Origin of the sequence: Streptomyces sp. NPDC102467 (assembly GCF_044765445.1) — a bacterium.
Taxonomy (GTDB): Bacteria; Actinomycetota; Actinomycetes; order Streptomycetales; family Streptomycetaceae; genus Streptomyces.
Genome location: NZ_JBIWKA010000008.1, coordinates 239,785 through 260,780 on the forward strand (window position 1 = coordinate 239,785; position 20,996 = coordinate 260,780).

General features: G+C 67.7%; 19 protein-coding genes. 9 read left to right on the forward strand and 10 right to left on the reverse strand.

Annotated features, from left to right (window positions below):
• The first annotated feature begins 615 nt into the window (after window positions 1–615).
• Window positions 616–1,482 carry a GNAT family N-acetyltransferase gene (locus ACIREE_RS18780; RefSeq protein WP_404152855.1) on the forward strand — a complete coding sequence of 289 codons (867 nt, stop codon included), beginning with the start codon at window positions 616–618 and terminating at the stop codon, window positions 1,480–1,482.
• Window positions 1,483–1,570: 88 nt separating this feature from the next.
• On the opposite strand, the gene ACIREE_RS18785 is transcribed toward ACIREE_RS18780, so the two are convergent.
• Both ACIREE_RS18785 and ACIREE_RS18790 read right to left on the reverse strand, forming a co-directional pair.
• Complete coding sequence (locus tag ACIREE_RS18785; protein ID WP_404152858.1) at window positions 1,571–1,993, reverse strand: heme-binding protein; 423 nt, start codon at window positions 1,991–1,993, stop codon at window positions 1,571–1,573.
• Between the two features lie 89 nt (window positions 1,994–2,082).
• On the reverse strand, window positions 2,083–3,288 hold the full coding sequence (locus ACIREE_RS18790) for an MFS transporter (RefSeq protein ID WP_404152861.1): 1,206 nt from the start codon (window positions 3,286–3,288) through the stop codon (window positions 2,083–2,085).
• 143 nt (window positions 3,289–3,431) lie between these two features.
• Here ACIREE_RS18790 and ACIREE_RS18795 point away from each other — a divergent pair, with 143 nt between their 5' ends.
• Complete coding sequence (locus ACIREE_RS18795; protein WP_404152863.1) at window positions 3,432–3,890, forward strand: MarR family winged helix-turn-helix transcriptional regulator; 459 nt, start codon at window positions 3,432–3,434, stop codon at window positions 3,888–3,890.
• 51 nt (window positions 3,891–3,941) lie between these two features.
• On the forward strand, window positions 3,942–4,394 hold the full coding sequence (locus ACIREE_RS18800) for a GNAT family N-acetyltransferase (protein WP_404152866.1): 453 nt from the start codon (window positions 3,942–3,944) through the stop codon (window positions 4,392–4,394).
• 121 nt (window positions 4,395–4,515) lie between these two features.
• On the opposite strand, the gene ACIREE_RS18805 is transcribed toward ACIREE_RS18800, so the two are convergent.
• A complete protein-coding gene (locus ACIREE_RS18805; protein ID WP_404152868.1) occupies window positions 4,516–5,892 on the reverse strand; it encodes a serine hydrolase domain-containing protein in 1,377 nt (458 codons plus the stop codon).
• Between the two features lie 84 nt (window positions 5,893–5,976).
• Window positions 5,977–7,455: a replicative DNA helicase gene (dnaB, locus tag ACIREE_RS18810; protein WP_404152871.1), complete on the reverse strand. Its 1,479-nt coding sequence runs from the start codon at window positions 7,453–7,455 to the stop codon at window positions 5,977–5,979.
• A gap of 459 nt (window positions 7,456–7,914) precedes the next feature.
• On the opposite strand from dnaB, the gene ACIREE_RS18815 reads away from it, so the two are divergent.
• The gene (locus tag ACIREE_RS18815; protein WP_404152873.1) at window positions 7,915–9,252 is read left to right on the forward strand and encodes an MATE family efflux transporter; all 1,338 of its coding nucleotides are present in this window, start codon (window positions 7,915–7,917) and stop codon (window positions 9,250–9,252) included.
• A gap of 133 nt (window positions 9,253–9,385) precedes the next feature.
• On the opposite strand, the gene rplI is transcribed toward ACIREE_RS18815, so the two are convergent.
• The 4 genes from rplI to rpsF form a co-directional block, all read right to left on the reverse strand.
• Window positions 9,386–9,832: a 50S ribosomal protein L9 gene (gene rplI / locus ACIREE_RS18820; RefSeq protein ID WP_404152876.1), complete on the reverse strand. Its 447-nt coding sequence runs from the start codon at window positions 9,830–9,832 to the stop codon at window positions 9,386–9,388.
• A 17-nt stretch (window positions 9,833–9,849) separates the two neighbouring features.
• Window positions 9,850–10,086, reverse strand: coding sequence for a 30S ribosomal protein S18 (rpsR, locus tag ACIREE_RS18825; protein ID WP_003949403.1), 237 nt, complete (start codon window positions 10,084–10,086; stop codon window positions 9,850–9,852).
• Window positions 10,087–10,143: 57 nt separating this feature from the next.
• The gene (locus tag ACIREE_RS18830; RefSeq protein WP_404152879.1) at window positions 10,144–10,761 is read right to left on the reverse strand and encodes a single-stranded DNA-binding protein; all 618 of its coding nucleotides are present in this window, start codon (window positions 10,759–10,761) and stop codon (window positions 10,144–10,146) included.
• A gap of 76 nt (window positions 10,762–10,837) precedes the next feature.
• On the reverse strand, window positions 10,838–11,128 hold the full coding sequence (gene rpsF, locus ACIREE_RS18835) for a 30S ribosomal protein S6 (RefSeq protein ID WP_104787430.1): 291 nt from the start codon (window positions 11,126–11,128) through the stop codon (window positions 10,838–10,840).
• Window positions 11,129–11,417: 289 nt separating this feature from the next.
• Between rpsF and ACIREE_RS18840 the strand changes: the two genes are divergently transcribed.
• The 3 genes from ACIREE_RS18840 (at window position 11,418) to ACIREE_RS18850 (ending at window position 14,167) form a co-directional block, all read left to right on the forward strand.
• Window positions 11,418–11,738 (forward strand): hypothetical protein, encoded by a 321-nt coding sequence (locus tag ACIREE_RS18840; RefSeq protein ID WP_404152882.1) that lies wholly within the window; start codon window positions 11,418–11,420, stop codon window positions 11,736–11,738.
• 129 nt (window positions 11,739–11,867) lie between these two features.
• Complete coding sequence (gene femX, locus ACIREE_RS18845; RefSeq protein ID WP_404152885.1) at window positions 11,868–12,989, forward strand: peptidoglycan bridge formation glycyltransferase FemX; 1,122 nt, start codon at window positions 11,868–11,870, stop codon at window positions 12,987–12,989.
• Window positions 12,990–13,135: 146 nt separating this feature from the next.
• Window positions 13,136–14,167 carry an alanine racemase gene (locus ACIREE_RS18850; RefSeq protein WP_404152888.1) on the forward strand — a complete coding sequence of 344 codons (1,032 nt, stop codon included), beginning with the start codon at window positions 13,136–13,138 and terminating at the stop codon, window positions 14,165–14,167.
• A 132-nt stretch (window positions 14,168–14,299) separates the two neighbouring features.
• Here the strand turns inward: ACIREE_RS18850 and ACIREE_RS18855 are convergent, their stop codons facing one another.
• On the reverse strand, window positions 14,300–15,808 hold the full coding sequence (locus tag ACIREE_RS18855; protein ID WP_404153331.1) for a glycosyltransferase family 87 protein: 1,509 nt from the start codon (window positions 15,806–15,808) through the stop codon (window positions 14,300–14,302).
• Window positions 15,809–16,095: 287 nt separating this feature from the next.
• Window positions 16,096–18,783 (reverse strand): transglycosylase domain-containing protein, encoded by a 2,688-nt coding sequence (locus ACIREE_RS18860; RefSeq protein WP_404152890.1) that lies wholly within the window; start codon window positions 18,781–18,783, stop codon window positions 16,096–16,098.
• A 374-nt stretch (window positions 18,784–19,157) separates the two neighbouring features.
• Between ACIREE_RS18860 and ACIREE_RS18865 the strand changes: the two genes are divergently transcribed.
• On the forward strand, window positions 19,158–19,838 hold the full coding sequence (locus ACIREE_RS18865) for a helix-turn-helix transcriptional regulator (protein ID WP_404152893.1): 681 nt from the start codon (window positions 19,158–19,160) through the stop codon (window positions 19,836–19,838).
• Between the two features lie 43 nt (window positions 19,839–19,881).
• Window positions 19,882–20,964 carry an inositol-3-phosphate synthase gene (locus ACIREE_RS18870; RefSeq protein WP_404152895.1) on the forward strand — a complete coding sequence of 361 codons (1,083 nt, stop codon included), beginning with the start codon at window positions 19,882–19,884 and terminating at the stop codon, window positions 20,962–20,964.
• Window positions 20,965–20,996 lie beyond the last annotated feature (32 nt).

Here is a 20,996-nt window from a genome sequence, read left to right on the forward strand (position 1 = left end):
AATGTGACATTGCCCGCAGTTCCCCTCCCCGCAGCGTGCCACCAGGTTCCATTTGCTCGAACGCAAAGCGGAAAGTGCGGGTCTTCGATCTCTACGTCCGGTTAGGCTGCGACAGCCTGCGCACGCGCCTCCCCGCTCCCCCAAGGCACCGCGGGCGAACCGGAGTCGACCATACCGGCAGCCGCGAGGGGCACAAGCACCTCCCGCCTTAACCGCTGGTTAAGCGGCCCACCGACGTGCGGTTAATTCCTCAATTACCGCGCGCGCCGCACCAATTCGTACACCTCAACCGCATTGATCGCGACCGATACCGGCCCGGCCGCGAAGCGTGGCCGCGACATGGCCGGCCGCCCGGACAGTGGCGGCCGCCCCGGGTCACAAGAGGTCGGAAGGTGGCAACTTCGGTCGCACCCCGCACGCGGAGACCGGTATCCGGCGTTGCTCCCGCCGCCAGCCTTCCGGAAGAACGGCCCCGGCACCGTGTTTCACGTGAAACTTCGACGCCATCCTCGCCGGGTACCGAGGCCGTCCCGGCAGTCGAGGCGTTCGAAAGCATCGGGCCACTGCTCGCAAAGCGGTGGACGCCACCGGCCTCCGTCCGACAGCCTGACCTGCGTGTCGACACCTTCCCTCTCCGATCTGCCCATCCGCCGCCTCACCCCGCGTGACGTGCGCGCGTGCGCCGACCTCTCCGAGAACCGGGGCTGGCCCCGCGAGGAACACAAATGGGGCCTGCTGCTCGCTGCCGGTACCGGCTACGGCATCGACGACCCGGACGGCGGACTCGTCACCGCTTTTGTGGTGACCGAGTACGGGCCCAGAGAGCAGCCCGAACTCGGTGCGATCGGCATGGTTCTGGTCGCCGAGCGGTACGCGCGCCGAGGAGTCGGCCGCCGCATGATGCGATACGCCGTCGAGCGAGCGGGCACGACTCCGCTGACGCTGCACGCGACGCCGTACGGGCGGCCGCTCTACGAAGAGCTCGGCTTCAAGGTCACCGGGCAGGCCGAGATGGTGCGCGGCCACTTCGTCGCCGGTGGCCGGACATCCGTCGTGGCCACGCGCCCGGCCACCGCCGAGGATCTGCCGGCGATCCTGCGCCTGGACGCCGAGGTGTTCGGCCCCGACCGCACGCACGTGATCGCACGCCTTCCCGCCTTCGCGGACCTGTTGCGCGTCGCCGAGGACCGCGGTGAGCTCATCGGCTACGCCGCCGCCTGGCCCAGCATGGACACCCATGTCGTCGGCCCGCTGATCGCCCGCGACACCGAGGTCGCGAAGGCGCTGGTCGCCTCCCTCGCGGCGGGCACGGGGCGGCCGCTGCGGACCGACATCGACGTACGCCACGAGGAACTGCTGTCCTGGCTCAAGGAGCACGGCCTGGAGGGCATGTCCATGAACGCGGTGATGAACTACGGCGCACCGGACCTGCCCGGCGACTGGACGCGCCGCTTCGCCCCGCTGACGGTCGCCGCCGGCTGAGTCCGTCCGCAGAAACGCGACGGGCCCGCCCCCAAGTGCCGCTGTGATGCGGCCGCTCGGGATGCGGGCCCGTCTGCGCACGTCGCTGTTACGCGAGCGCCTCCACGGCCGTCGAGGCGAAGCCGTGGTCCTGCTCCGGAGAGCCGCCGCCCACCCCCATGGCACCGATGAGGCGACCCTCGCGGTGGACCGGCAGGCCGCCCGCGATGAACAGCAGAGGCCGGTCGAGGGCAGTGGGCAGGCTGTGGAAGGGGCCGTCGGGCTTGACCAGGTCGACGAGGTCGGCGGTCGGCGCATTCAGCTGAAGAGCGGTGTACGCCTTACGGGTGCTCGTCTCGCCGGAGATCAGGACGGCGAGGTCGTCACGTCGGAAGGCCAGGAGGTGGCCGCCGGCGTCGAGAACGGTGACGCTGACAGGGACTCCGGCCGCCTCTGCCGTTTGGCGGGCGGCAGAGACGAGGGCCTCGGCGTCCTGGATGGTCAGCGGGACGACAGCGGCGGGGGTACTCATGGGGAGTGCTCCTTGCGGGGTGGTGCGTGCCGGGGGGTGCGCGGGGGGGGTGCGTGCGGGGCCGTGGGCTACCGGGGCGAGGAGCCGGGTCAGTGATGCGCCGGTTCGGCACGCCGCTGCTCGACACCGGCGACAACCACGCTCGGTGCGGGAGCGCGGCGCTCCAGCACGGCCGACACGACGGCCAGGAGGAGGGCGCTCGCGGCGAGCACGGCGCCGACCCAGTTCGGGGCGGTGTAGCCGAGGCCTGCGGAGATCACCATGCCGCCGAGCCAGGCGGAGAGGGCATTGCCGAGGTTGAAGGCGCCGATGTTGACGGCCGAGGCGAGCGTGGGCGCGCCGGAGGCCTGGTCGAGGACCCTCTTCTGCAGCGGAGGCACGGTCGCGAAGCCGAGCGCGCCGATCAGCACGATGGTGATCGCGGCCAGGATCTTGTGGTGCGCGGTGACCGTGAACAGGCCGAGCACCAGGGCCAGGGCGCCGAGGGAGACGTAGAGCAGGGGCATCAGAGCACGGTCGGCGAACTTGCCGCCGACGAGGTTGCCACCGACCATGCCGAGTCCGAAGAGAACCAGCAGCCAGGTCACCGAGCCGTCGGCGAAGCCGGCGACGTGCGTCATCATCGGTGCGATGTAGGTGATGGCCGCGAAGACGCCGCCGAAGCCGAGCACAGTCATCGCCATGGCGAGCAGGACCTGCACGTTCTTGAACGCGGCCAGCTCGTGGCGCAGCTGTACTCCCTCGGGCTTGGGCAGGTCCGGTACGAGCTTGGCGATGCCGACGAGCCCGATGACACCGAGCGCGGCCACGATCGTGAACGTGACGCGCCAGCCCACGGACTGACCGATGAGGGTGCCGAGCGGGACGCCGACGACGTTGGCCACGGTCAGGCCGGTGAACATCATGGCGATCGCTCCGGCCTTCTTCTGGGGGGCGACCAGCTCGGCCGCGACGACCGAGCCGATTCCGAAGAAGGCGCCGTGGGCGAGCGAGGCGACGACGCGGCCGATCAGCATCACGGCGAAGACGGGCGCGACGGCGGAGAGCAGGTTGCCGACGATGAAGAGGCCCATCAGCAGCATCAGCATGCGCTTGCGGGAGATGCGGGTGCCCAGGACGGTCATGAGCGGAGCGCCGAACATGACACCGAGGGCGTAGCCGGTCACCAGGAATCCGGCCGTGGGGATGGAGACGCCGAAGTCACCCGCGACCTCTGGGAGGAGTCCCATGATCACGAATTCGGTGGTTCCGATCCCGAAAGCCCCGATCGCCAGGGCGAGAAGCGCGAGAGGCATGGGGGGTCACCTTCCAGACTGTTGCAGGTGCGCTTTACGAGACCTCACAATAATTGCAGACGCTGGCTAATTGCAACCGCGGGCAATTTCGCGCATCGTCTATCCTGGTGTTCAGCCGCTCCGGGACGGAGGATCCACAAGCCATGACTGCGACCGACCCCGCACTGACCGCCCTTTCCCAGGGCTGGTGCGCCCTCTCCCTGCTCCACGGGAAGATCGAGGCCCACATCGAGCGCGCCCTGCAGGCCGAGCACGACCTCAGCGTGCGCGAATACTCCCTGCTCGACGTCCTCAGCCGACAGCACGACGGCGAGGGAGGCCATCTGCAGATGAAGCAGGTCGCCGACGCCGTAGTGCTCAGCCAGAGCGCCACCACCCGCCTGGTGACCCGCCTCGAGGACCGCGGCCTCCTCCTGCGCTACCTGTGCCCCACTGACCGGCGCGGCATCTACACGAACGTCTCCGAGGCGGGTCTCGCGCTTCTCGCGCAAGCCCGCCCCACGAACGAGACGGCCCTGCGCGAGGCCTTGGACACCGCGGCCGAGAACCCCGAGCTCGCCCCCCTCGTCCGGGCCGTCGAAGGGCTGCGCGTTCCCGCCTAACTCAGGCCATCCACCCGGAGCGCCCCGTCAGAGGGGCCCTAGGCTGCGGCCATGGGAGATCTTGAGATCAGACCGGCCGCGGCCGAGGACATTCCGGCGATCGTCGCGATGCTGGCCGACGATCCACTGGGCGTCCTGCGCGAGTCGCCCGAGGACCTCACGCCATACCTCGCCGCCCACGCACGCCTGTCCGCCGACCCGAACCAGCACCTCGTCGTCGCCGTGCGCGAGGGCCACGTCATCGGCACCCTTCAGCTCACCGTCATCCCCGGCCTTTCCCGGAAAGGGTCCACCCGCTCAGTCATCGAGGGCGTGCGCATCCACGCCGACGAGCGGGGCAGCGGCCTGGGGACGCGGCTCATCGAGTGGGCCGTCGAGGAATCCCGGCGTCAGGACTGCGCATTGGTGCAGCTGACGTCCGACGCGACCCGCACCGAGGCCCACCGCTTCTATGAGCGGCTCGGCTTCGAGGCCTCCCATGTGGGATTCAAACTGCAACTGTGACGGGCCAGCCTGTCCCGCCGCACGACGTAGCCGGGCCCACGGGCCCGTTTCACGTGAAACACCCGGAGGTGGGCTGTTTCACGTGAAACGAGACGGAGCCCACCACCGAATCTCCCGCCCCCTACGACAGACCCCGCCACCCCTCCGGATCCACTCCGCCCGGTACCGGAGCGTCCGCGCCGTACGGCTCCCGCGTGAAGACGAAGGATCCCAGGTCCAGGTGGCTCACCGAACCGTCCTGCCGCCGCACGGCCTGAAGCACCTCCCCCGCGTAGTAGCCGTCGAGGCCGGTCCAGGTGCCGTCACTGTTCGACCGGAACCGGGAACGCCGCCCCCCGCCGGCCACCGGGCCGAGCTCCACCCCTGTCTCGGCCGTCACCCGCAGGGCCACGATCTGCGTTCCCCAGTACCAGGGCCCGGCCAACTCCAGTACGGAGGCATCGACTTCGTGCAGCGGCCGCCACGGTGCGGGAATCCTCGGCTCGGCCTCAGCGACGATGGCCAGGAGATCGGCGGCCACCGTGGCGACAGGCACCCCTGAAGTGCAGTTGACCAGCGTGACGGCCACGAGCCCGTCCTCCTCGCTCAGCCACAGCCCCGCCACGAACCCTGGCAGCGAACCAGTGTGCCCCGCCAGCGTCCGCCCGCCCCGCCGCAACACCTGCATCCCGAGACCGTACGACGCCTCCCAGTCACCCGGCAGGGTCGGCGCCGCCGGGGTCCGCATCTCCTGAGCGGAATCCGCGCTCAGCACGCGATCATCACCAGTGACCAGGAAAGCCGCGAAGGCCGCCAGGTCCCGGGCGGTGGACCACAGTTGACCGGCAGGCGCCATCAGGCCGAGGTCCTCGCTGGGCTCCGGCAGCATCACATCGGCGTACGGGTGGACGGCCCAGCCGCCGGCGTGCGGGGCCTGCGGATGGACACTGGTCCGGCTCAGGCCGAGCGGCTCGAGAATTTCGCCGCGCAGAGCCTCCTCCCAGCTGACACCCCGCACCTTCTCGACCAGCGAACCCAGCAGCGTATAGCCGGGATTGGAATAGTGATGGCGGCGGCCGACCGGATGCCGGAACGGCTGCTCACCGAGGACATCGGCAAGGGTCGGGCGGAGCGTGGCGGGCGAACGCTCCCACCAGACGCCCGGCGTCTCGGCCGCCAACCCGGCGGTGTGCGCAAGAAGTTCGGCGATGGTGACCTCACCCGCCCCTGTCCCGGGCAGATGCTTCTCCAACGGGTCACCCAGGTCGAGCAGCCCTTCGTCGCGCAACCGCAGCACGAGCACGGCGGTGAAGGTCTTCGTGATCGAACCGATCCGGTACTGCACGTTCTCATCAGGCCCGTGCCCGTCCACCGAGGTGCGCGACCCCGTCCACACGAGCTCCCCTTCCCGGGCGACCGCGGCCACGAGCGAGGGCGCACGGCCGTCGCTCTGCGCGACGGCGATGCGGTGCAGGAGAGCACGACGTGTGGCGGGCAACAGTTCTGGGGGCTTTGTCATGCGCCCAGTCCACCTTGACCGTCGGCCCGCGTCGAGCCGATTTCACCGGAGGCGATCAGACCCGGTCGCGGCGGCGCGCTCCGATCAGGTCTGCGCCATGTCCACGAACCGCGAGTAGTGGCCCTGGAAGGCGACCGTGATCGTGGCCGTCGGACCGTTACGGTGCTTGCCGACGATGATGTCGGCCTCGCCCGCGCGCGGTGACTCCTTCTCGTACGCGTCCTCGCGGTGGAGCAGAATGACCATGTCGGCGTCCTGCTCGATGGAACCGGACTCACGCAGGTCGGACACCATCGGCTTCTTGTCCGTGCGCTGCTCGGGGCCACGGTTCAGCTGGGAGAGCGCGATCACCGGCACCTCCAGCTCCTTGGCCAGCAGCTTGAGGTTTCGTGACATGTCCGAAACCTCCTGCTGGCGGCTCTCGGACCGCTTCGAGCCACCGGCCTGCATCAGCTGCAGATAGTCGATGATCACGAGCTTGATGTCGTTGCGCTGCTTGAGGCGACGGCACTTCGCGCGGATCTCCATCATCGACAGGTTCGGGGAGTCGTCGATGTAGAGCGGCGCGGCAGAGACCTCGGGCATCCGGCGCGCGAGCCGCGTCCAGTCCTCGTCCGTCATCGTGCCGGACCGCATGTGGTGCAGAGCCACTCTCGCCTCGGCCGACAGCAGACGCATCGCGATCTCGTTGCGCCCCATTTCGAGGGAGAAGATGACGCTGGGCAGGTTGTGCTTGATCGACGCCGCGCGCGCGAAGTCCAGCGCGAGCGTCGACTTGCCCATGGCGGGGCGGGCCGCGATGACGATCATCTGACCCGGGTGCAGGCCGTTGGTCAGGGAGTCGAAGTCCGTGAAGCCGGTCGGCACCCCGGTCATCTCGCCACTGCGCGAACCGATCGCCTCGATCTCGTCGAGCGCGCCCTCCATGATGTCGCCGAGCGGGAGGTAATCCTCACTGGTGCGCTGCTCGGTCACCGCATAGATCTCGGCCTGCGCCTTGTTGACGATCTCGTCGACGTCGTCGTCGGCCGCGTAGCCCATCTGCGTGATCCGCGTGCCCGCCTCCACAAGGCGCCGCAGCACGGCCCGCTCATGGACGATCTCCGCGTAGTACTCGGCGTTCGCGGCGGTCGGGACGGTCTGCACGAGGGTGTGCAGATACGATGCGCCGCCGACCTTGTTGATCTCGCCGCGCTTGGTCAGCTCCGCGGCGATGGTGATCGGGTCGGCCGGCTCACCCTTGGCGTAGATGTCGAGGATCGCCACGAAGATCGTTTCGTGGGCCGGCTTGTAGAAGTCGCTGCCCTTGAGGACCTCGACGACGTCGGCGATCGCGTCTTTCGACAGGAGCATGCCACCGAGGACGGACTGCTCGGCGTCCAGGTCCTGGGGCGGTACGCGCTCGAATGTGGCCGGACCGTCGTCCCAGGCGCTGCCTTCCCGACCGCGCTCGTGCTGATCCCCTTGGCCGCGGCCACCGTTGCGGCTCTGCCGGGAGGGGGGCAGACGGTCGCTGGGACCGCTGTCGGCCCAGGGGTCGTCCAAGGGCTCGGAGATACTCACCGGGCCACCTCCTCCCGTCCGCCGAGCGGACCTCGCCGTGCCACTCATTCCTACGGCACGACACTGACAAATAAGGGGCCCGTTTCCGCTTCTGACGCGTCGGATTCGTGAGGTTTCCGAGGCCGGAGGAGGCGGTGGGCGCCGCCCCACGTTAGGCCTGTCGGCACCGTCAGCCAATCTGGTTATCCACAGGCTCTGTGGATGACGGGCCTCAAGCTGTGGAGAACTTGGGAAAAGCTGTGCACGACCCGGTGGACAGCCCTGTGAACAAGCCCTCAGGCGTTTGCGCACCCAAGCCCTGACCTGCAGAAACCCCATCCACTGGCTGTGCAGAAGAAAAACTTTCCCAGTCGGCCCAAGATCCACGGAAACCCCGTCCCACCGCACGCGCAAGCAGGTCGTAAGTAAGGGTCTCAATGGCATTGCATCTCTTACCTGTGGAAGATTAGATTGGTGCCCATGACACAGGCTCCCGCGACACCCAAGGCCGACCGGCGTCGGCACGACCGAGAGATCGTCGCCCTCGCCGTCCCCGCCTTCGGCGCGCTCGTCGCAGAGCCCCTCTTCCTCATGGCCGACAGCGCCATCGTCGGCCATCTCGGCACAGCCCAACTGGCAGGACTCGCCGTCGCCTCCGCCCTCCTCATGACCGCGGTCAGCGTCTTCGTCTTCCTTGCCTACGCGACGACGGCCGCCGTCGCCCGCCGCGTCGGCTCGGGCGATCTGCGGGCAGCGATCCAGCAGGGCATGGACGGAATCTGGCTCGCCCTCCTTTTGGGCGCTGCCGTCATCGCGATCGTCCTGCCTACGGCCCCGGCTCTGATCGAGCTCTTCGGCGCCTCCGACACGGCCGCACCGTACGCGGTCACGTATCTCCGCATCTCAGCGCTCGGTATCCCCGCCATGCTCGTGGTCCTGGCAGCGACCGGCGTCCTGCGCGGCCTGCAGAACACGAAGACGCCGTTGTACGTGGCCGTCGCCGGTTTCGTCGCCAACGCCGCGCTCAACGTCGGGCTCGTCTACGGCGCCGGCCTCGGCATCGCCGGTTCTGCCTGGGGCACCGTCATCGCTCAGCTGGGCATGGCCGCGATCTACCTGGTCGTGGTCGTCCGGGGAGCCCGGCGCCACGGCGCATCACTGCGGCCCGACGCTGCGGGCATCCGAGCCTGCGCCCAGGCCGGCGCACCCCTGCTCATCCGTACGCTGTCGCTGCGCGCGATCCTGATGATCGCCACGGCGGTCGCGGCCCGGCTCGGCGACGCGGACGTGGCAGCACACCAGATCATCCTGTCCCTGTGGAACCTGCTGGCGTTCGCGCTGGACGCCATCGCCATCGCCGGGCAGGCCATCATCGGCCGCTACCTCGGCGCCGACGACGCTTCGGGCGCGCGCGACGTCTGTCGGCGCATGGTGCAGTGGGGCATCGCCGCAGGAGTGGTGCTCGGTGTGCTGGTCCTCGCCGCACGCCCCCTGTTCGTCCCGCTGTTCACGAGCGACCAGGTCGTTCTGGACGCGGCTCTGCCCGCGTTGATCGTGGTGGCGCTCTCCCAGCCCATCTGCGGCATCGTCTTCGTGCTCGACGGCGTCCTCATGGGCGCGGGCGACGGGCCGTATCTGGCCTGGGCCATGCTGGTCACTCTGGCGATCTTCACTCCGGTGGCCCTGCTGGTACCGACCCTCGGCGGCGGACTCACCGCTGTGTGGGGAGCCATGACCCTGATGATGGCGCTGCGGATGGCGACACTCTGGGTGCGCTATCGCTCCGGCCGCTGGGCCGTCACCGGCGCGACACGGTGAACTGGGAGCGCCGTTTCACGTGAAACCGTGAACCGTGAAAGGGCGAAGCTGCGGACCACGACCGCAAGCGTGTGGGGCCGCACCCCGAAAGGGTGCGGCCCCACATGTGCTTCAGCTCTGCTCAGGGCAGGGCTCAGGCAGCGACGACCTCGACGTTGACCTTGGCGGCAACCTCGGGGTGCAGACGCACGGACGTCGCGTGGGCGCCCAGCGTCTTGATCGGCGTGCCCAGCTCGACGCGACGCTTGTCGATCTTCGGGCCGCCGGCGGCCTCGATCGCCGAAGCGACGTCGGCCGGCGTGACGGAGCCGAAGAGACGACCGGCGTCGCCGGAGCGGACGGCCAGACGGACGTTCACTCCCTCGAGCTTGGCCTTGATCTCGTTGGCCTGCTCGATCGTGGCGATCTCGTGGATCTTGCGCGCACGACGGATCTGCGCGACGTCCTTCTCGCCACCCTTGGTCCAGCGGATCGCAAAGTTCCGCGGGATCAGGTAGTTACGGGCGTACCCGTCCTTGACGTCGACGACCTCGCCGGCGGCACCGAGGCCGGAGACCTCGTGAGTGAGGATGATCTTCATGATTCGGTCACCCTCCCTTATCGCGCGGTGGACGTGTAGGGCAGCAGCGCCATCTCACGGCTGTTCTTCACGGCCGTGGCGACGTCACGCTGGTGCTGCGTGCAGTTGCCGGTCACGCGGCGGGCACGGATCTTGCCGCGGTCGGAAATGAACTTCCGCAGCATGTTCGTGTCCTTGTAGTCCACGTACGTGACCTTGTCCTTGCAGAAAGCGCAGACCTTCTTCTTCGGCTTGCGCACAGGCGGCTTCGCCATGGTGTATCTCCTGTGTGATCAAGAAGTGGGGGTACGGCCCACCTTCGGCCCGAGGGCTTAGAAGGGGGGCTCGTCCGAGTAGCCGCCGCCGGAACCGCCGCTGGAGCTGCCGGAGCTTCCGCCCCAGCCGCCACCGCCGCCGCCCTGCTGCTGGCCGCCGCCGGCCGGCGCACTGGTCGCCCAGGGGTCGTCGGCGGGAGCACCGCCACCGCCACCCTGCTGCTGACCGCCGCCGGAGCCACCGCTCCAGCCGCCGCCCTGCTGACCGCCGCCGCCGTTGCCGCCGCCGTAACCGCCCTGGCCACCGCGGCCGCTGGTCTTCGTGACCTTGGCCGTGGCGCTGCGCAGGCTGGCGCCGACTTCCTCGACGTCCAGCTCGTAGACCGTGCGCTTGACGCCCTCACGGTCCTCGTAGGACCGCTGCTTCAGCCGGCCCTGCACGATGACGCGCATGCCTCGCTGGAGCGACTCCGCGACGTTCTCCGCCGCCTGACGCCAGACCGAGCAGGTCAGGAACAGGCTGTCGCCGTCCTTGAACTCATTGGTCTGCCGGTCGAAGGTGCGGGGAGTGGACGCGACACGGAACTTCGCGACCGCCGCACCGGAGGGGGTGAAGCGCAGCTCGGGGTCGTCGACAAGATTGCCGACAACCGTGATGACGGTCTCGCCTGCCATGGGGTACCTCTCGGCGGGTTTGCTGCGGACTGCTTGCTGCTACTCGAATTCCCGTAGAACCGCTGAACTAGGAAGTTCAGTGGGTCTCGGGACGGAGGACCTTGGTCCGGAGGACCGACTCGTTCAGGTTCATCTGGCGGTCGAGCTCCTTGACGACCGCAGGCTCGGCCTGCAGGTCGATGACCGAGTAGATGCCCTCGGGCTTCTTCTTGATCTCGTACGAGAGACGACGACGGCCCCAGGTGTCGACCTTCTCGACCTTTCCATCGCCCTCACGGACGACGGAGAGGAAGTTCTCGATCAGCGGGGAGACAGCACGCTCCTCGAGATCGGGGTCGAGGATGACCATCACTTCGTAGTGACGCATGTGGAACCCACCTCCTTTGGACTCAGCGGCCACGGTCGTTCCGTGGCAGGAGGGTTGTTATGCGTAAGCAACGGTATCGGCCACCACTGACAATCGGGCCCTCCGAAGGAGAGCCGCGCGGGTCAGTGGGTACTCGTCCCTCGTCGGGACACAGGCAGACACCAATGCAGACGGTACAGACTACCCGCACCACGGCTTCCGGTTGAAATCCGACAGCGAATGCCCGCACTCTGTACACATCGGGTGTGTATGGCGCTACGATGCGCCACCTTCCGCAGGAGGTGCCCTCATGGCACAAGCAATGCGACCGAACAGCACCAGCGCCGGCTCCCTCTTCGCCTCGGACGGCAGGTCCCATCCACTCCCCGACACCCTGGTCTGGGTGACAGCGGTGCTCGGAGTGCTCGCCCTCATCACGTCGATCTGGAGCGGCCTCCATCTCCTGAGCTCCTGGACCGGCCTCATCGGGATCCTGACCGGGGCCTACGGCCAGTTCGTCTCGGAGACGACCCGGGAGCGCTTCGCCCTGATCCTCGGCCTCGGAGCCTCGGCCGTCGGCTTCTTCATCGGCATGGCCCACGGCGGCCTCTTCGGCGGGGTCATCGGCTGAGGTCAGCACCCCCGAGGAGACCGACCGCCCATACGGCCAGTCGGGGCGCTCACAGGGCGCAGTAGGCTTCGGCGCGAGAGCCGGAGCCCCTGTACCCATGGGGACACACCAGCCCGAGGAGCGCCCCGAATGAGCCTGACCCTGAGGACCATCAGCCGAGAGCAGCATCTGGCATACGTCCAGAGCCTGCCCGCGGCCAGCCACATGCAGGTCCCGGCCTGGGCTGATGTCAAGGCGGAGTGGCGCTCCGAGAGCATGGGATGGTTCGACGACCGCACGGGCGAGATGGTCGGCGCGGGTCTTGTGCTGTACCGCCAGCTCCCCAAGATCAAGCGCTACCTCGCGTACCTCCCCGAGGGCCCGGTCATCAACTGGTACGCGCCCAATCTCGACGACTGGCTGCGCCCGATGCTCGCGCACCTGAAGCAGCAGGGCGCCTTCTCCGTGAAGATGGGCCCGCCGGTCATCATCCGGCGCTGGGAAGCCACTTCGATCAAGAAGGGCATCCAGGACCCGGACGTGAAGCGTCTGCGCGACATCGAAGCGGACTTCATCGAGCCCCGCGCCTTCGAGGTCGCCGACAAGCTGCGCCGTATGGGCTGGCAGCAGGGCGAGGACGGTGGCGCCGGCTTCGGCGACGTGCAGCCGCGCTATGTCTTCCAGGTGCCCCTCGCGAACCGCTCCCTGGAAGAAGTCCACAAGAACTTCAACCAGCTGTGGCGCCGCAACATCAAGAAGGCCGAGAAGGCCGGTGTCGAGGTCGTCCAGGGCGGCTACCAGGACCTCGCCGAGTGGCAGCGGCTGTACGAGATCACGGCCGTGCGCGACCACTTCCGGCCGCGCCCGCTCTCGTACTTCCAGCGCATGTGGACGGCCCTCAACTCCGAGGACCCCAACCGCATGCGGCTGTACTTCGCACGCCACAACGGTGTGAACCTCTCCGCGGCGACGATGCTCGTCGTCGGCGGGCACGTCTGGTACTCCTACGGCGCCTCCGACAACATCGGCCGCGAGGTCCGGCCCTCGAACGCGATGCAGTGGCGGATGCTGCGCGATTCCTACGCGCTCGGCGCCACGGTCTACGACCTGCGCGGCATCAGCGATTCGCTCGACGAGACCGACCACCTCTTCGGCCTGATCCAGTTCAAGGTCGGCACAGGTGGCGAGGCCGCCGAGTACCTCGGCGAGTGGGACTTCCCGCTCAACAAGCTGCTGCACAAGGCGCTGGACATGTACATGTCGCGACGCTGACCGTGAGCCGGACACAGCGCCCCCAACGGCCCGTCCCGGCACACCCTGCTCCGGTTTCCCCGCGGACCCGGCACAATTCACGTAGCTCCAAAGTCTTTCCACACCTCTGATACACCGCAGACACGAGAAAGGTTCCGGGACCGGCCATGGCGCTCACGCTCTACGTCGACACCGCGCGCTGGCGGGCACACCACAAGCACGTGCTCGAGCAGTTTCCGGGGCTCGTACCCGTCTGCAAGGGCAACGGGTACGGGTTCGGCCACGAACGGCTCGCGGAGGAGGCCACCCGCCTCGGCTCCGACATCCTCGCCGTCGGAACCACCTACGAAGCCGCCCGGATCAAGGACTGGTTCAGCGGCGACCTGCTGGTCCTGACCCCGTTCCGGCGCGGCGAAGAGCCGGTCCCGCTGCCCGACCGCGTCATCCGCTCCGTCTCCTCCGTCGACGGCGTGCACGGCCTCGTCGGCGCCCGCGTCGTCATCGAGGTCATGTCCTCGATGAAGCGGCACGGCGTGACCGAGCAGGACCTGCCGCAGCTCGCGCACGCCATCCAGGACGTGCGCCTCGAAGGCTTCGCGATCCACCTGCCGCTCGACCGCACCGACGGCTCGGACGCCGTCGAGGAGGTCATCGGCTGGATGGACCGGCTGCGCGCGGCCCGGCTGCCGCTGCACACCATGTTCGTGAGCCACCTCAAGGCCGAGGAACTGGCCCGCCTGCAGCAGCAGTTCCCGCAGACCCGCTTCCGTGCGCGGATCGGCACGCGACTGTGGCTGGGCGACCACGATGCGACCGAGTACCGCGGCGCGGTCCTGGACGTCACACGTGTCGCGAAGGGCGACCGGTTCGGCTACCGACAGCAGAAGGCGGCCTCCGACGGCTGGCTCGTGGTCGTCGCAGGCGGCACATCGCACGGCGTGGGCCTGGAGGCGCCGAAGGCGCTGCACGGCGTCATGCCACGCGCCAAGGGCGTCGCCCGCGCCGGCCTCGCGACGGTGAACCGCAACCTCGCACCGTACGTCTGGTCGGGCAAGCAGCGCTGGTTCGCCGAGCCGCCGCACATGCAGGTGTCGATCCTCTTCGTGCCGTCGGACGCCGCCGAGCCGCGGGTCGGCGAGGAGCTGGTGGCCCACCTTCGGCACACCACCACGCAGTTCGACCGGATCGTGGACCGCTGAGGCGATGTCTTCTTCAGACATGACGTCTTCTTAAGACATACGGAACGGGGTCGGCGCCTAGAAGGTGCCCGACCCCGTTTCTGTTCCTCTCACGCGCCCTGTTCGCTCAGAGTGAACTTTCAGATTGAGTATTCAGAGTGAACTGTCGTCATTCTTGCCCCAGTTCACCGCGGGCTGCTGCTCAGCGGCGTGGCTCGCATGGCGCGGGGGATGGGCGGCATAGCCGAGTACGAAGACGTCCTCGGCGCCGTCCAGTACGCCGCCCGACGGGTCGTCCTCACCGGAGCGGCGTACGACGTCCCGCTCGGGCAGCCAGATGTCGCGCACGATGACGGCGCACAGGTACAGGGTTCCCACGAGGTGCGCGGCGATGGCCAGTTGGTAGCCGTCGGTCGGCAGCCCCTGGTGCTTGTCGCCGCTGGTCGTGTAGGCGAGGTACAGCCAGATCCCCAGGAAGTACGCGACTTCGCACGCCTGCCAGATCAGGAAGTCCCGCCACTTGGGCCGCGCGAGGGCCGCGAGCGGGATTAGCCACAGTACGTACTGCGGCGAGTAGACCTTGTTGGTGAGGATGAAGGCGGCGACGACCAGGAAGGCCAGCTGAGCGAAGCGCGGACGGCGCGGCGCGGTCAGCGTGAGGGCCGCGACACCGAGGCAGGCCAGCACCATCAGCGCCGTGGCCAAGGTGTTGACGACGTCGGTGTCCAGCGGCGTGTCCTTGTGCTGGGAGATGATCAGCCAGAAGGAGCCGAAGTCGACACCGCGTTCCTGGCTGAACGTGTAGAACTTCGACCAGCCCTCGGGCGCGAGGAGCATCACCGGCAGGTTCACCACCAGCCACGAGAGGGCCGCGCCGACCGTCGCGACGCCGAAGGCCCGCCACTTGCCTGCCCGCCAGCACAGTACGAACAGTGGGCCGAGCAGAAGGATGGGGTAGAGCTTGGCGGCGGTCGCGAGGCCGAGCAGCACGCCGAAGGCGAGAGCGCGGCCGCGCGACCACATCAGCATCGCGGCCGCTGTGAGCGCCACGGCGAACAGATCCCAGTTGATGGTGGCGGTCAGCGCGAACGCGGGTGCCAGAGCGACCAGGAGGCCGTCCCAGGGGCGCCTGCGGTGGGTGCGGGTGACGCAGACCGCGATGACCACGGCGCAGATCATCAGCATCCCGGCATTGACCATCCAGTACACCTGCTCCTGGTGCTGGATGGTGCCGCTGCCCGGCGTCAGCCACGAGGCGACTTCCATGAACACACCGGTGAGGACCGGGTATTCGAGGTAGTCCATGTCGCCGGGCAACTTGTCGAAGTACGGCACGAGACCGTCGGCGAAACCGCGCCCCTGGAAGAGGTGCGGGATGTCCGAGTAGCACGCATGTGTGTACTGCGAGCTCGCTCCGTAGAACCACGCGCCGTCGTAGCAGGGGAACTTCTGCACCATGCCGAGCGCGAACATGCCGAGCATCACCAGCGCGATGACACGTACCGGGGTCAGCCACGAGCGGCCGAGCAGCGCCCGCCGCCCGACGGGCCCGCCGATCAATTCGCTGCCGGCCGCCGCGACCTCATCCTCCCTGGTCGGCCGTACCGGCTCCGGCTCCTGCCGGCTCACATGCGTCGTCTCTGCACTGGGCATGCCGCACATCCTGCCGTACGAGGCTGAGAAGACGGCGAGGGCCGCCGCACCTGGTCGGTGCGACGGCCCCGTCTTCACGACATCAGTTCTCGTCAGTCCTCGTCAGCCCTCGTCAGCCCTCGTTGATCGCGTCGTCCCGGGCGGAAGTCCGCACACGACGCGTTCCTGGCGCACGAGCCGAGGATCAGGAAGAACCCCTTTGGTTGTCCCACACCTGCCCGCTCAACGCCCGAGGGCTGCATGCTTATCCCCGTTCGGGATCCGCGCGCAGCCCTCAGTCCTGTTTTCCGAGCGGCCTATCCTGTCCCTCCGAAAAGACCGCCCCCGTTTTCGTTGCCTCTCGGATTCCCTTCGGGATCACTTTCCGTCGGCGACGTTGTCACTCCGCCGTCGGTGGTGCCTCCCGAATCGGTGCCTCCGTTGCCCGCACCACCATCGTCCTCGCAGTTCCAGTCCCATCCGCTGCACGTCTCGCTGGTGGAGGGGGTCGGGCTGGTGGTCGGCGTTGTGGAGGGCTTGGCCGGTTTCGTATCGGTCGGAGAAGGCGTCACCGACGGGGACGGCGTCGGGGTCGGAGTCGGGGTGCCGACAATCTCACCGATCTTGTCGGGGTCGGGGAAGTCCTTGTGGTCCACGCCCTTCAGCGCGGCCGCCATGTAGTCCTTCCAGATCTGCGCCGGAATGTCACCACCGTGAATGGAAGTCACTCCGCCCGTGCCGTTCATGGAGAGGAGTTTCCTGCCATTGGACCGCGGGTCGGTACGGAACAGCGTGACGGCCGTCGAGAGCTCCGGGGTGTAACCCACGAACCAGGCCGACTTGTTCTCGTCCGTCGTACCGGTCTTACCGGCGACGGGGAAACCGATGTCCGCGACCTTCTTGCCCGTACCGTTCTTCACCACGTTCTGCAGAACATCGGTGACGTTGTCCGCCACCGACGCATCCATGGCCCTGGTCTGCTTCGGCTTCTCGAATCCCTTAAGCGCTGTGCCGTCCTTGTTCAGGGCCTTGGTCACGGAGTACGGCTCGTAGTGCGCGCCGGACGTGGCGAACGACCCGTAGGCGTCCGCCATGCGAATGGCGCTCGGTGTGGACGTTCCCAGGGAGAAGGAGGCATTTCCCAAGTTGCCCTTATCGAAGCTGTCCTCGAGGATTCCCGCCTTATTGGCCAGCTCTCGTGTCTTTTCCAGACCCACGTCGATGCCGAGCTGGACGAACGGCGAGTTGACCGACTGCTCCATGGCCTTGCGCAGGGTGATGTCGCCCCAGGCCCTGGCGCTCTCGTTCTTCTGCCGGAACGGCGTGCCGTCGGCCGCCCGGATGGGGTCACCGTTGCGGTCCTTGATCACGGTGAGGTCATTGCCGTTGTACAGGCTCATCGGGGAGATCGGCTTCCCGTCCGACTTGTACGTGCCGTACTCCATCGCCGAGGCCAGGACGAAGGGCTTCCAGGTGGAGCCGACGGGCACACCCGCGGTGTTGGCATTGTTCGTGTAGTGATCCTGGTCGTAACCCGCACCGCCGTACAGTGCCACGATCGCACCGGTATTCGGATCCACCGAGCCGGCGCCGAACTGCACGTACTTGTCCTTGGCCCGCTTCTTCGAATCGAGGAAGCTGTCCTCGGTTGCCTTGACCGCCTTCTGCATCTGTTCGACCTTCTTCTTGTTGAAGGTCGTGTAGATCTTGTAGCCGCCCTTTTCCAGGTCCTCGGGCGAGATCTTGCTCTTCTTGGAGACATAGTCCTTGGCGATATCCACCAGGTAACCGGTCTGGCCCGAGAGAGCGGACTTCTGCTTCTTGATCTCCGGGAAGCCCTTCAGGCTGCTGCGCTCGGCCTTGGACATGTTCCCGACCGTGACCTCACGGTCGGCGATCCACTTCCAGCGCGACATGGCACGCGCCTTGTTGGCGGCCGGCGTCGCGGCCTCGCCGATGCCGCCGTCGGGGTTGTAGAGGTTCGGTCCCTTGAGCACCGAGGCGAGGAAGATGCTCTGCTCGGGCGTGAGCTTGCTGGACTCGGTGTCGAAGTAGGCCCGCGCGGCAGCCTGGATGCCGTAGGCGTTGCGACCGAAGTACGCGGTGTTGAGGTAGCCCTTGAGGATGTCGTCCTTGTCGACCGTGGCGCCGACCTTCACCGAGATGAAGAGCTCCTTGGCCTTACGGGAGACCGACTGGGACTGGTCGTCCAGCATCGCGTTCTTCACGTACTGCTGCGTGATGGTCGAGCCGCCCTGCGTCTGACCGCCACGCGCCATGTTGAACATCGCGCGCGCGATGCCCATCGGGTCGACGCCGGAGTCGTCGTAGAACGAGGCGTTCTCCGCCGAGATCACGGCATTCCGCATGGATTTCGGAATCTGCTCCATGGGCACGATCTGGCGGTTCTGCTGGCCACCTGTCGCGGCCATCTGCGTGCCGTCGTCCCAGTAGAAGACGTTCGACTGGGCCTGCGCCGCCTGTGCCTCGATCGGCACGGACACGATCAACAGGCCGATGCCGAACGCCCCCACCCCCAGCAGCATGAAGCCGAAGCACGTACCGACGACCTGCTTCCACGACGGCACGAAACGGGCCGCCCCGGACTTGCCCGCGCGCGGGTAGTCGATGAACCTCTTCTTCTGCGGGCGCCCTGAGCCACGGCCCCTGCCGCGCCCCGGACCGTTCGGCCCGCCGCCACCGCGACGGCCTCCTCCGCCGGCGTCACCGGACCCGGCACCGCCCCCGTCGGGGGCAGCCCTGCGCCTTCCTCCGCTGCCCCGCTGGGCAGCACGACGGGCTTCCGCCCGGCCTCCCCAGGGGCGGTCCTCCTCCTGGCCGCCGTACGAGCCCGATGAACTCGGGGTGTCGTAGGAATCGGAGGGCGATTCGGTGCTGCCGCGCGGTGCCGCACGGCGGCCCGACGGTTCTCCTGACGCTCCGCGACGGGCCGCGGCGCGTCCGCCGCCCTGCGGCTGCGGCGGTTTGCGACGGTGCTCGCTCATCGAACGATTACTCCTCGGGCAGGCGCGGCCACGCGCGCCTGGAAACGGCGTCTGGTTTCCGGTCCCCCCGAAGTACGGATGCGCCTTTGACGGCACTCACCCGCACTGCACCCGGGACAACGACGCCCCCAGGCGTCACACGGTTCCCGGTGGTCTGCATGGCGGACAGACTACGCACCGTCAAAACCCTCCGAGGGTCGAAGTTCACCCCAAATCAGGCAAGTTGCATCCTACGAATCAGTGATGTGACGCCGTTCACCATGATCCCTCTTGTCGCAGCCCTCGGGTCGTTCTATCGTGCTGATGTATCGAGTCGATACATCAGCACGACATAAAGAGTCGATACATGGGCCCGCGACAGTGAGGAGGCGACGATGAGCCGGCGCTCCGGCATCCTCGAGTTCGCCGTACTCGGACTGCTCCGCGGATCCCCAATGCACGGCTACGAGCTGCGCAAACGGCTCAATACGTCGCTGGGAGTCTTCCGCGCCTTCAGCTACGGGACGCTGTACCCCTGCCTCAAGACGCTGGTCGCGAGCGGCTGGTTGATCGAGGAACCGGGTGCTGTCGGCCCCGCCGACGCCCCCGCACCACTCACAGGGCGTCGCGCCAAGATCGTCTATCGGTTGACGGCGGAAGGTAAGGAGCACTTCGAGGACCTCCTCTCGCAGACCGGCCCCGACGCATACGAGGACGAGCACTTCGCCGCGCGATTCGCCTTTTTCGGGCAGACATCACGCGACGTGCGCATGCGCGTCCTCGAAGGCCGTCGCAGCCGGCTGGAGGAGCGACTCGAAAAGATGCGCCTCTCCTTCGCCCGCACCCGGGAGCGTCTGGACGACTACACGCTCGAGCTGCAGCGACACGGCATGGAGTCCGTGGAGCGCGAAGTGCGCTGGCTGAACGAGCTCATCGAGAGCGAGCGCGCCGGCCGCGACCAGCGAAAGCCGGGCCCGGGGGACACAGCTCAGCAGGACACATCTGGAGAGACGGGCGGCCTGCCCCGGCACCGGGACAGCACCCGGCCGGATCCGTCCGACGACACCGCCACGTGAAGTCCGGTCTGGACTTCACCAGTACACACAGGGAGCAACCGGAATGGGTTCGGTTCGCGTAGCCATCGTCGGCGTGGGCAACTGCGCCGCCTCGCTGGTGCAGGGCGTCGAGTTCTATAAGGACGCTGACCCGGAGACCAAGGTCCCCGGCCTCATGCACGTCCAGTTCGGCGAGTACCACGTCGGCGACGTCGAGTTCGTCGCCGCGTTCGACGTCGACGCGAAGAAGGTCGGCCTCGACCTCGCGGACGCCATCGGCGCCTCCGAGAACAACACCATCAAGATCTGTGACGTCCCGAACTCGGGCGTCCAGGTCCAGCGTGGCCACACGCACGACGGTCTGGGCAAGTACTACCGCGAGACGATCGAGGAGTCCGACGAGGCCCCGGTCGACGTCGTCCAGATCCTCAAGGACAAGCAGGTCGACGTTCTCGTCTGCTACCTGCCCGTGGGTTCCGAGGACGCGGCGAAGTTCTACGCGCAGTGCGCCATCGACGCCAAGGTCGCCTTCGTCAACGCCCTTCCGGTCTTCATCGCCGGCACCAAGGAGTGGGCGGACAAGTTCACCGAGGCGGGCGTCCCGATCGTCGGCGACGACATCAAGTCGCAGGTCGGCGCGACCATCACGCACCGTGTGATGGCGAAGCTGTTCGAGGACCGCGGTGTCCGTCTTGAGCGCACCATGCAGCTCAACGTCGGCGGCAACATGGACTTCAAGAACATGCTCGAGCGTGACCGCCTCGAGTCGAAGAAGATCTCGAAGACGCAGGCCGTCACCTCGCAGATCCGCGACCGTGAGCTGGGCGAGAAGAACGTCCACATCGGCCCGTCCGACTACGTCGCGTGGCTCGACGACCGCAAGTGGGCGTACGTCCGCCTCGAGGGCCGTGCCTTCGGTGAGGTCCCGCTGAACCTGGAGTACAAGCTGGAGGTCTGGGACTCCCCGAACTCCGCGGGCGTCATCATCGACGCCGTGCGCGCCGCGAAGATCGCCAAGGACCGCGGCATCGGCGGCCCGATCCTCTCCGCGTCCTCGTACTTCATGAAGTCCCCGCCGGTGCAGTACTTCGACGACGAGGCCTTTGAGAACGTCGAGAAGTTCATCAAGGGCGAGGTCGAGCGCTGACCTTCCTCGCGAGCGCGTGTTTCACGTGAAAC

Bases quoted from the DNA above. Each gene is read 5' to 3' on its own strand.
- ACIREE_RS18865 (WP_404152893.1), top strand. From the start codon at position 19,158: ATGAGCCGGCGCTCCGGCATCCTCGAGTTCGCCGTACTCGGACTGCTC.
- ACIREE_RS18795 (WP_404152863.1), top strand. From the start codon at position 3,432: ATGACTGCGACCGACCCCGCACTGACCGCCCTTTCCCAGGGCTGGTGC.
- ACIREE_RS18840 (WP_404152882.1), top strand. From the start codon at position 11,418: ATGGCACAAGCAATGCGACCGAACAGCACCAGCGCCGGCTCCCTCTTC.
- femX (WP_404152885.1), top strand. From the start codon at position 11,868: ATGAGCCTGACCCTGAGGACCATCAGCCGAGAGCAGCATCTGGCATAC.
- ACIREE_RS18790 (WP_404152861.1), bottom strand. From the start codon at position 3,288: ATGCCTCTCGCGCTTCTCGCCCTGGCGATCGGGGCTTTCGGGATCGGA.
- ACIREE_RS18860 (WP_404152890.1), bottom strand. From the start codon at position 18,783: ATGAGCGAGCACCGTCGCAAACCGCCGCAGCCGCAGGGCGGCGGACGC.
- rplI (WP_404152876.1), bottom strand. From the start codon at position 9,832: ATGAAGATCATCCTCACTCACGAGGTCTCCGGCCTCGGTGCCGCCGGC.
- ACIREE_RS18805 (WP_404152868.1), bottom strand. From the start codon at position 5,892: ATGACAAAGCCCCCAGAACTGTTGCCCGCCACACGTCGTGCTCTCCTG.
- rpsR (WP_003949403.1), bottom strand. From the start codon at position 10,086: ATGGCGAAGCCGCCTGTGCGCAAGCCGAAGAAGAAGGTCTGCGCTTTC.
- ACIREE_RS18855 (WP_404153331.1), bottom strand. From the start codon at position 15,808: ATGTGCGGCATGCCCAGTGCAGAGACGACGCATGTGAGCCGGCAGGAG.
- ACIREE_RS18850 (WP_404152888.1), top strand. From the start codon at position 13,136: ATGGCGCTCACGCTCTACGTCGACACCGCGCGCTGGCGGGCACACCAC.
- ACIREE_RS18800 (WP_404152866.1), top strand. From the start codon at position 3,942: ATGGGAGATCTTGAGATCAGACCGGCCGCGGCCGAGGACATTCCGGCG.
- rpsF (WP_104787430.1), bottom strand. From the start codon at position 11,128: ATGCGTCACTACGAAGTGATGGTCATCCTCGACCCCGATCTCGAGGAG.
- ACIREE_RS18870 (WP_404152895.1), top strand. From the start codon at position 19,882: ATGGGTTCGGTTCGCGTAGCCATCGTCGGCGTGGGCAACTGCGCCGCC.
- ACIREE_RS18785 (WP_404152858.1), bottom strand. From the start codon at position 1,993: ATGAGTACCCCCGCCGCTGTCGTCCCGCTGACCATCCAGGACGCCGAG.
- ACIREE_RS18830 (WP_404152879.1), bottom strand. From the start codon at position 10,761: ATGGCAGGCGAGACCGTCATCACGGTTGTCGGCAATCTTGTCGACGAC.
- ACIREE_RS18815 (WP_404152873.1), top strand. From the start codon at position 7,915: ATGACACAGGCTCCCGCGACACCCAAGGCCGACCGGCGTCGGCACGAC.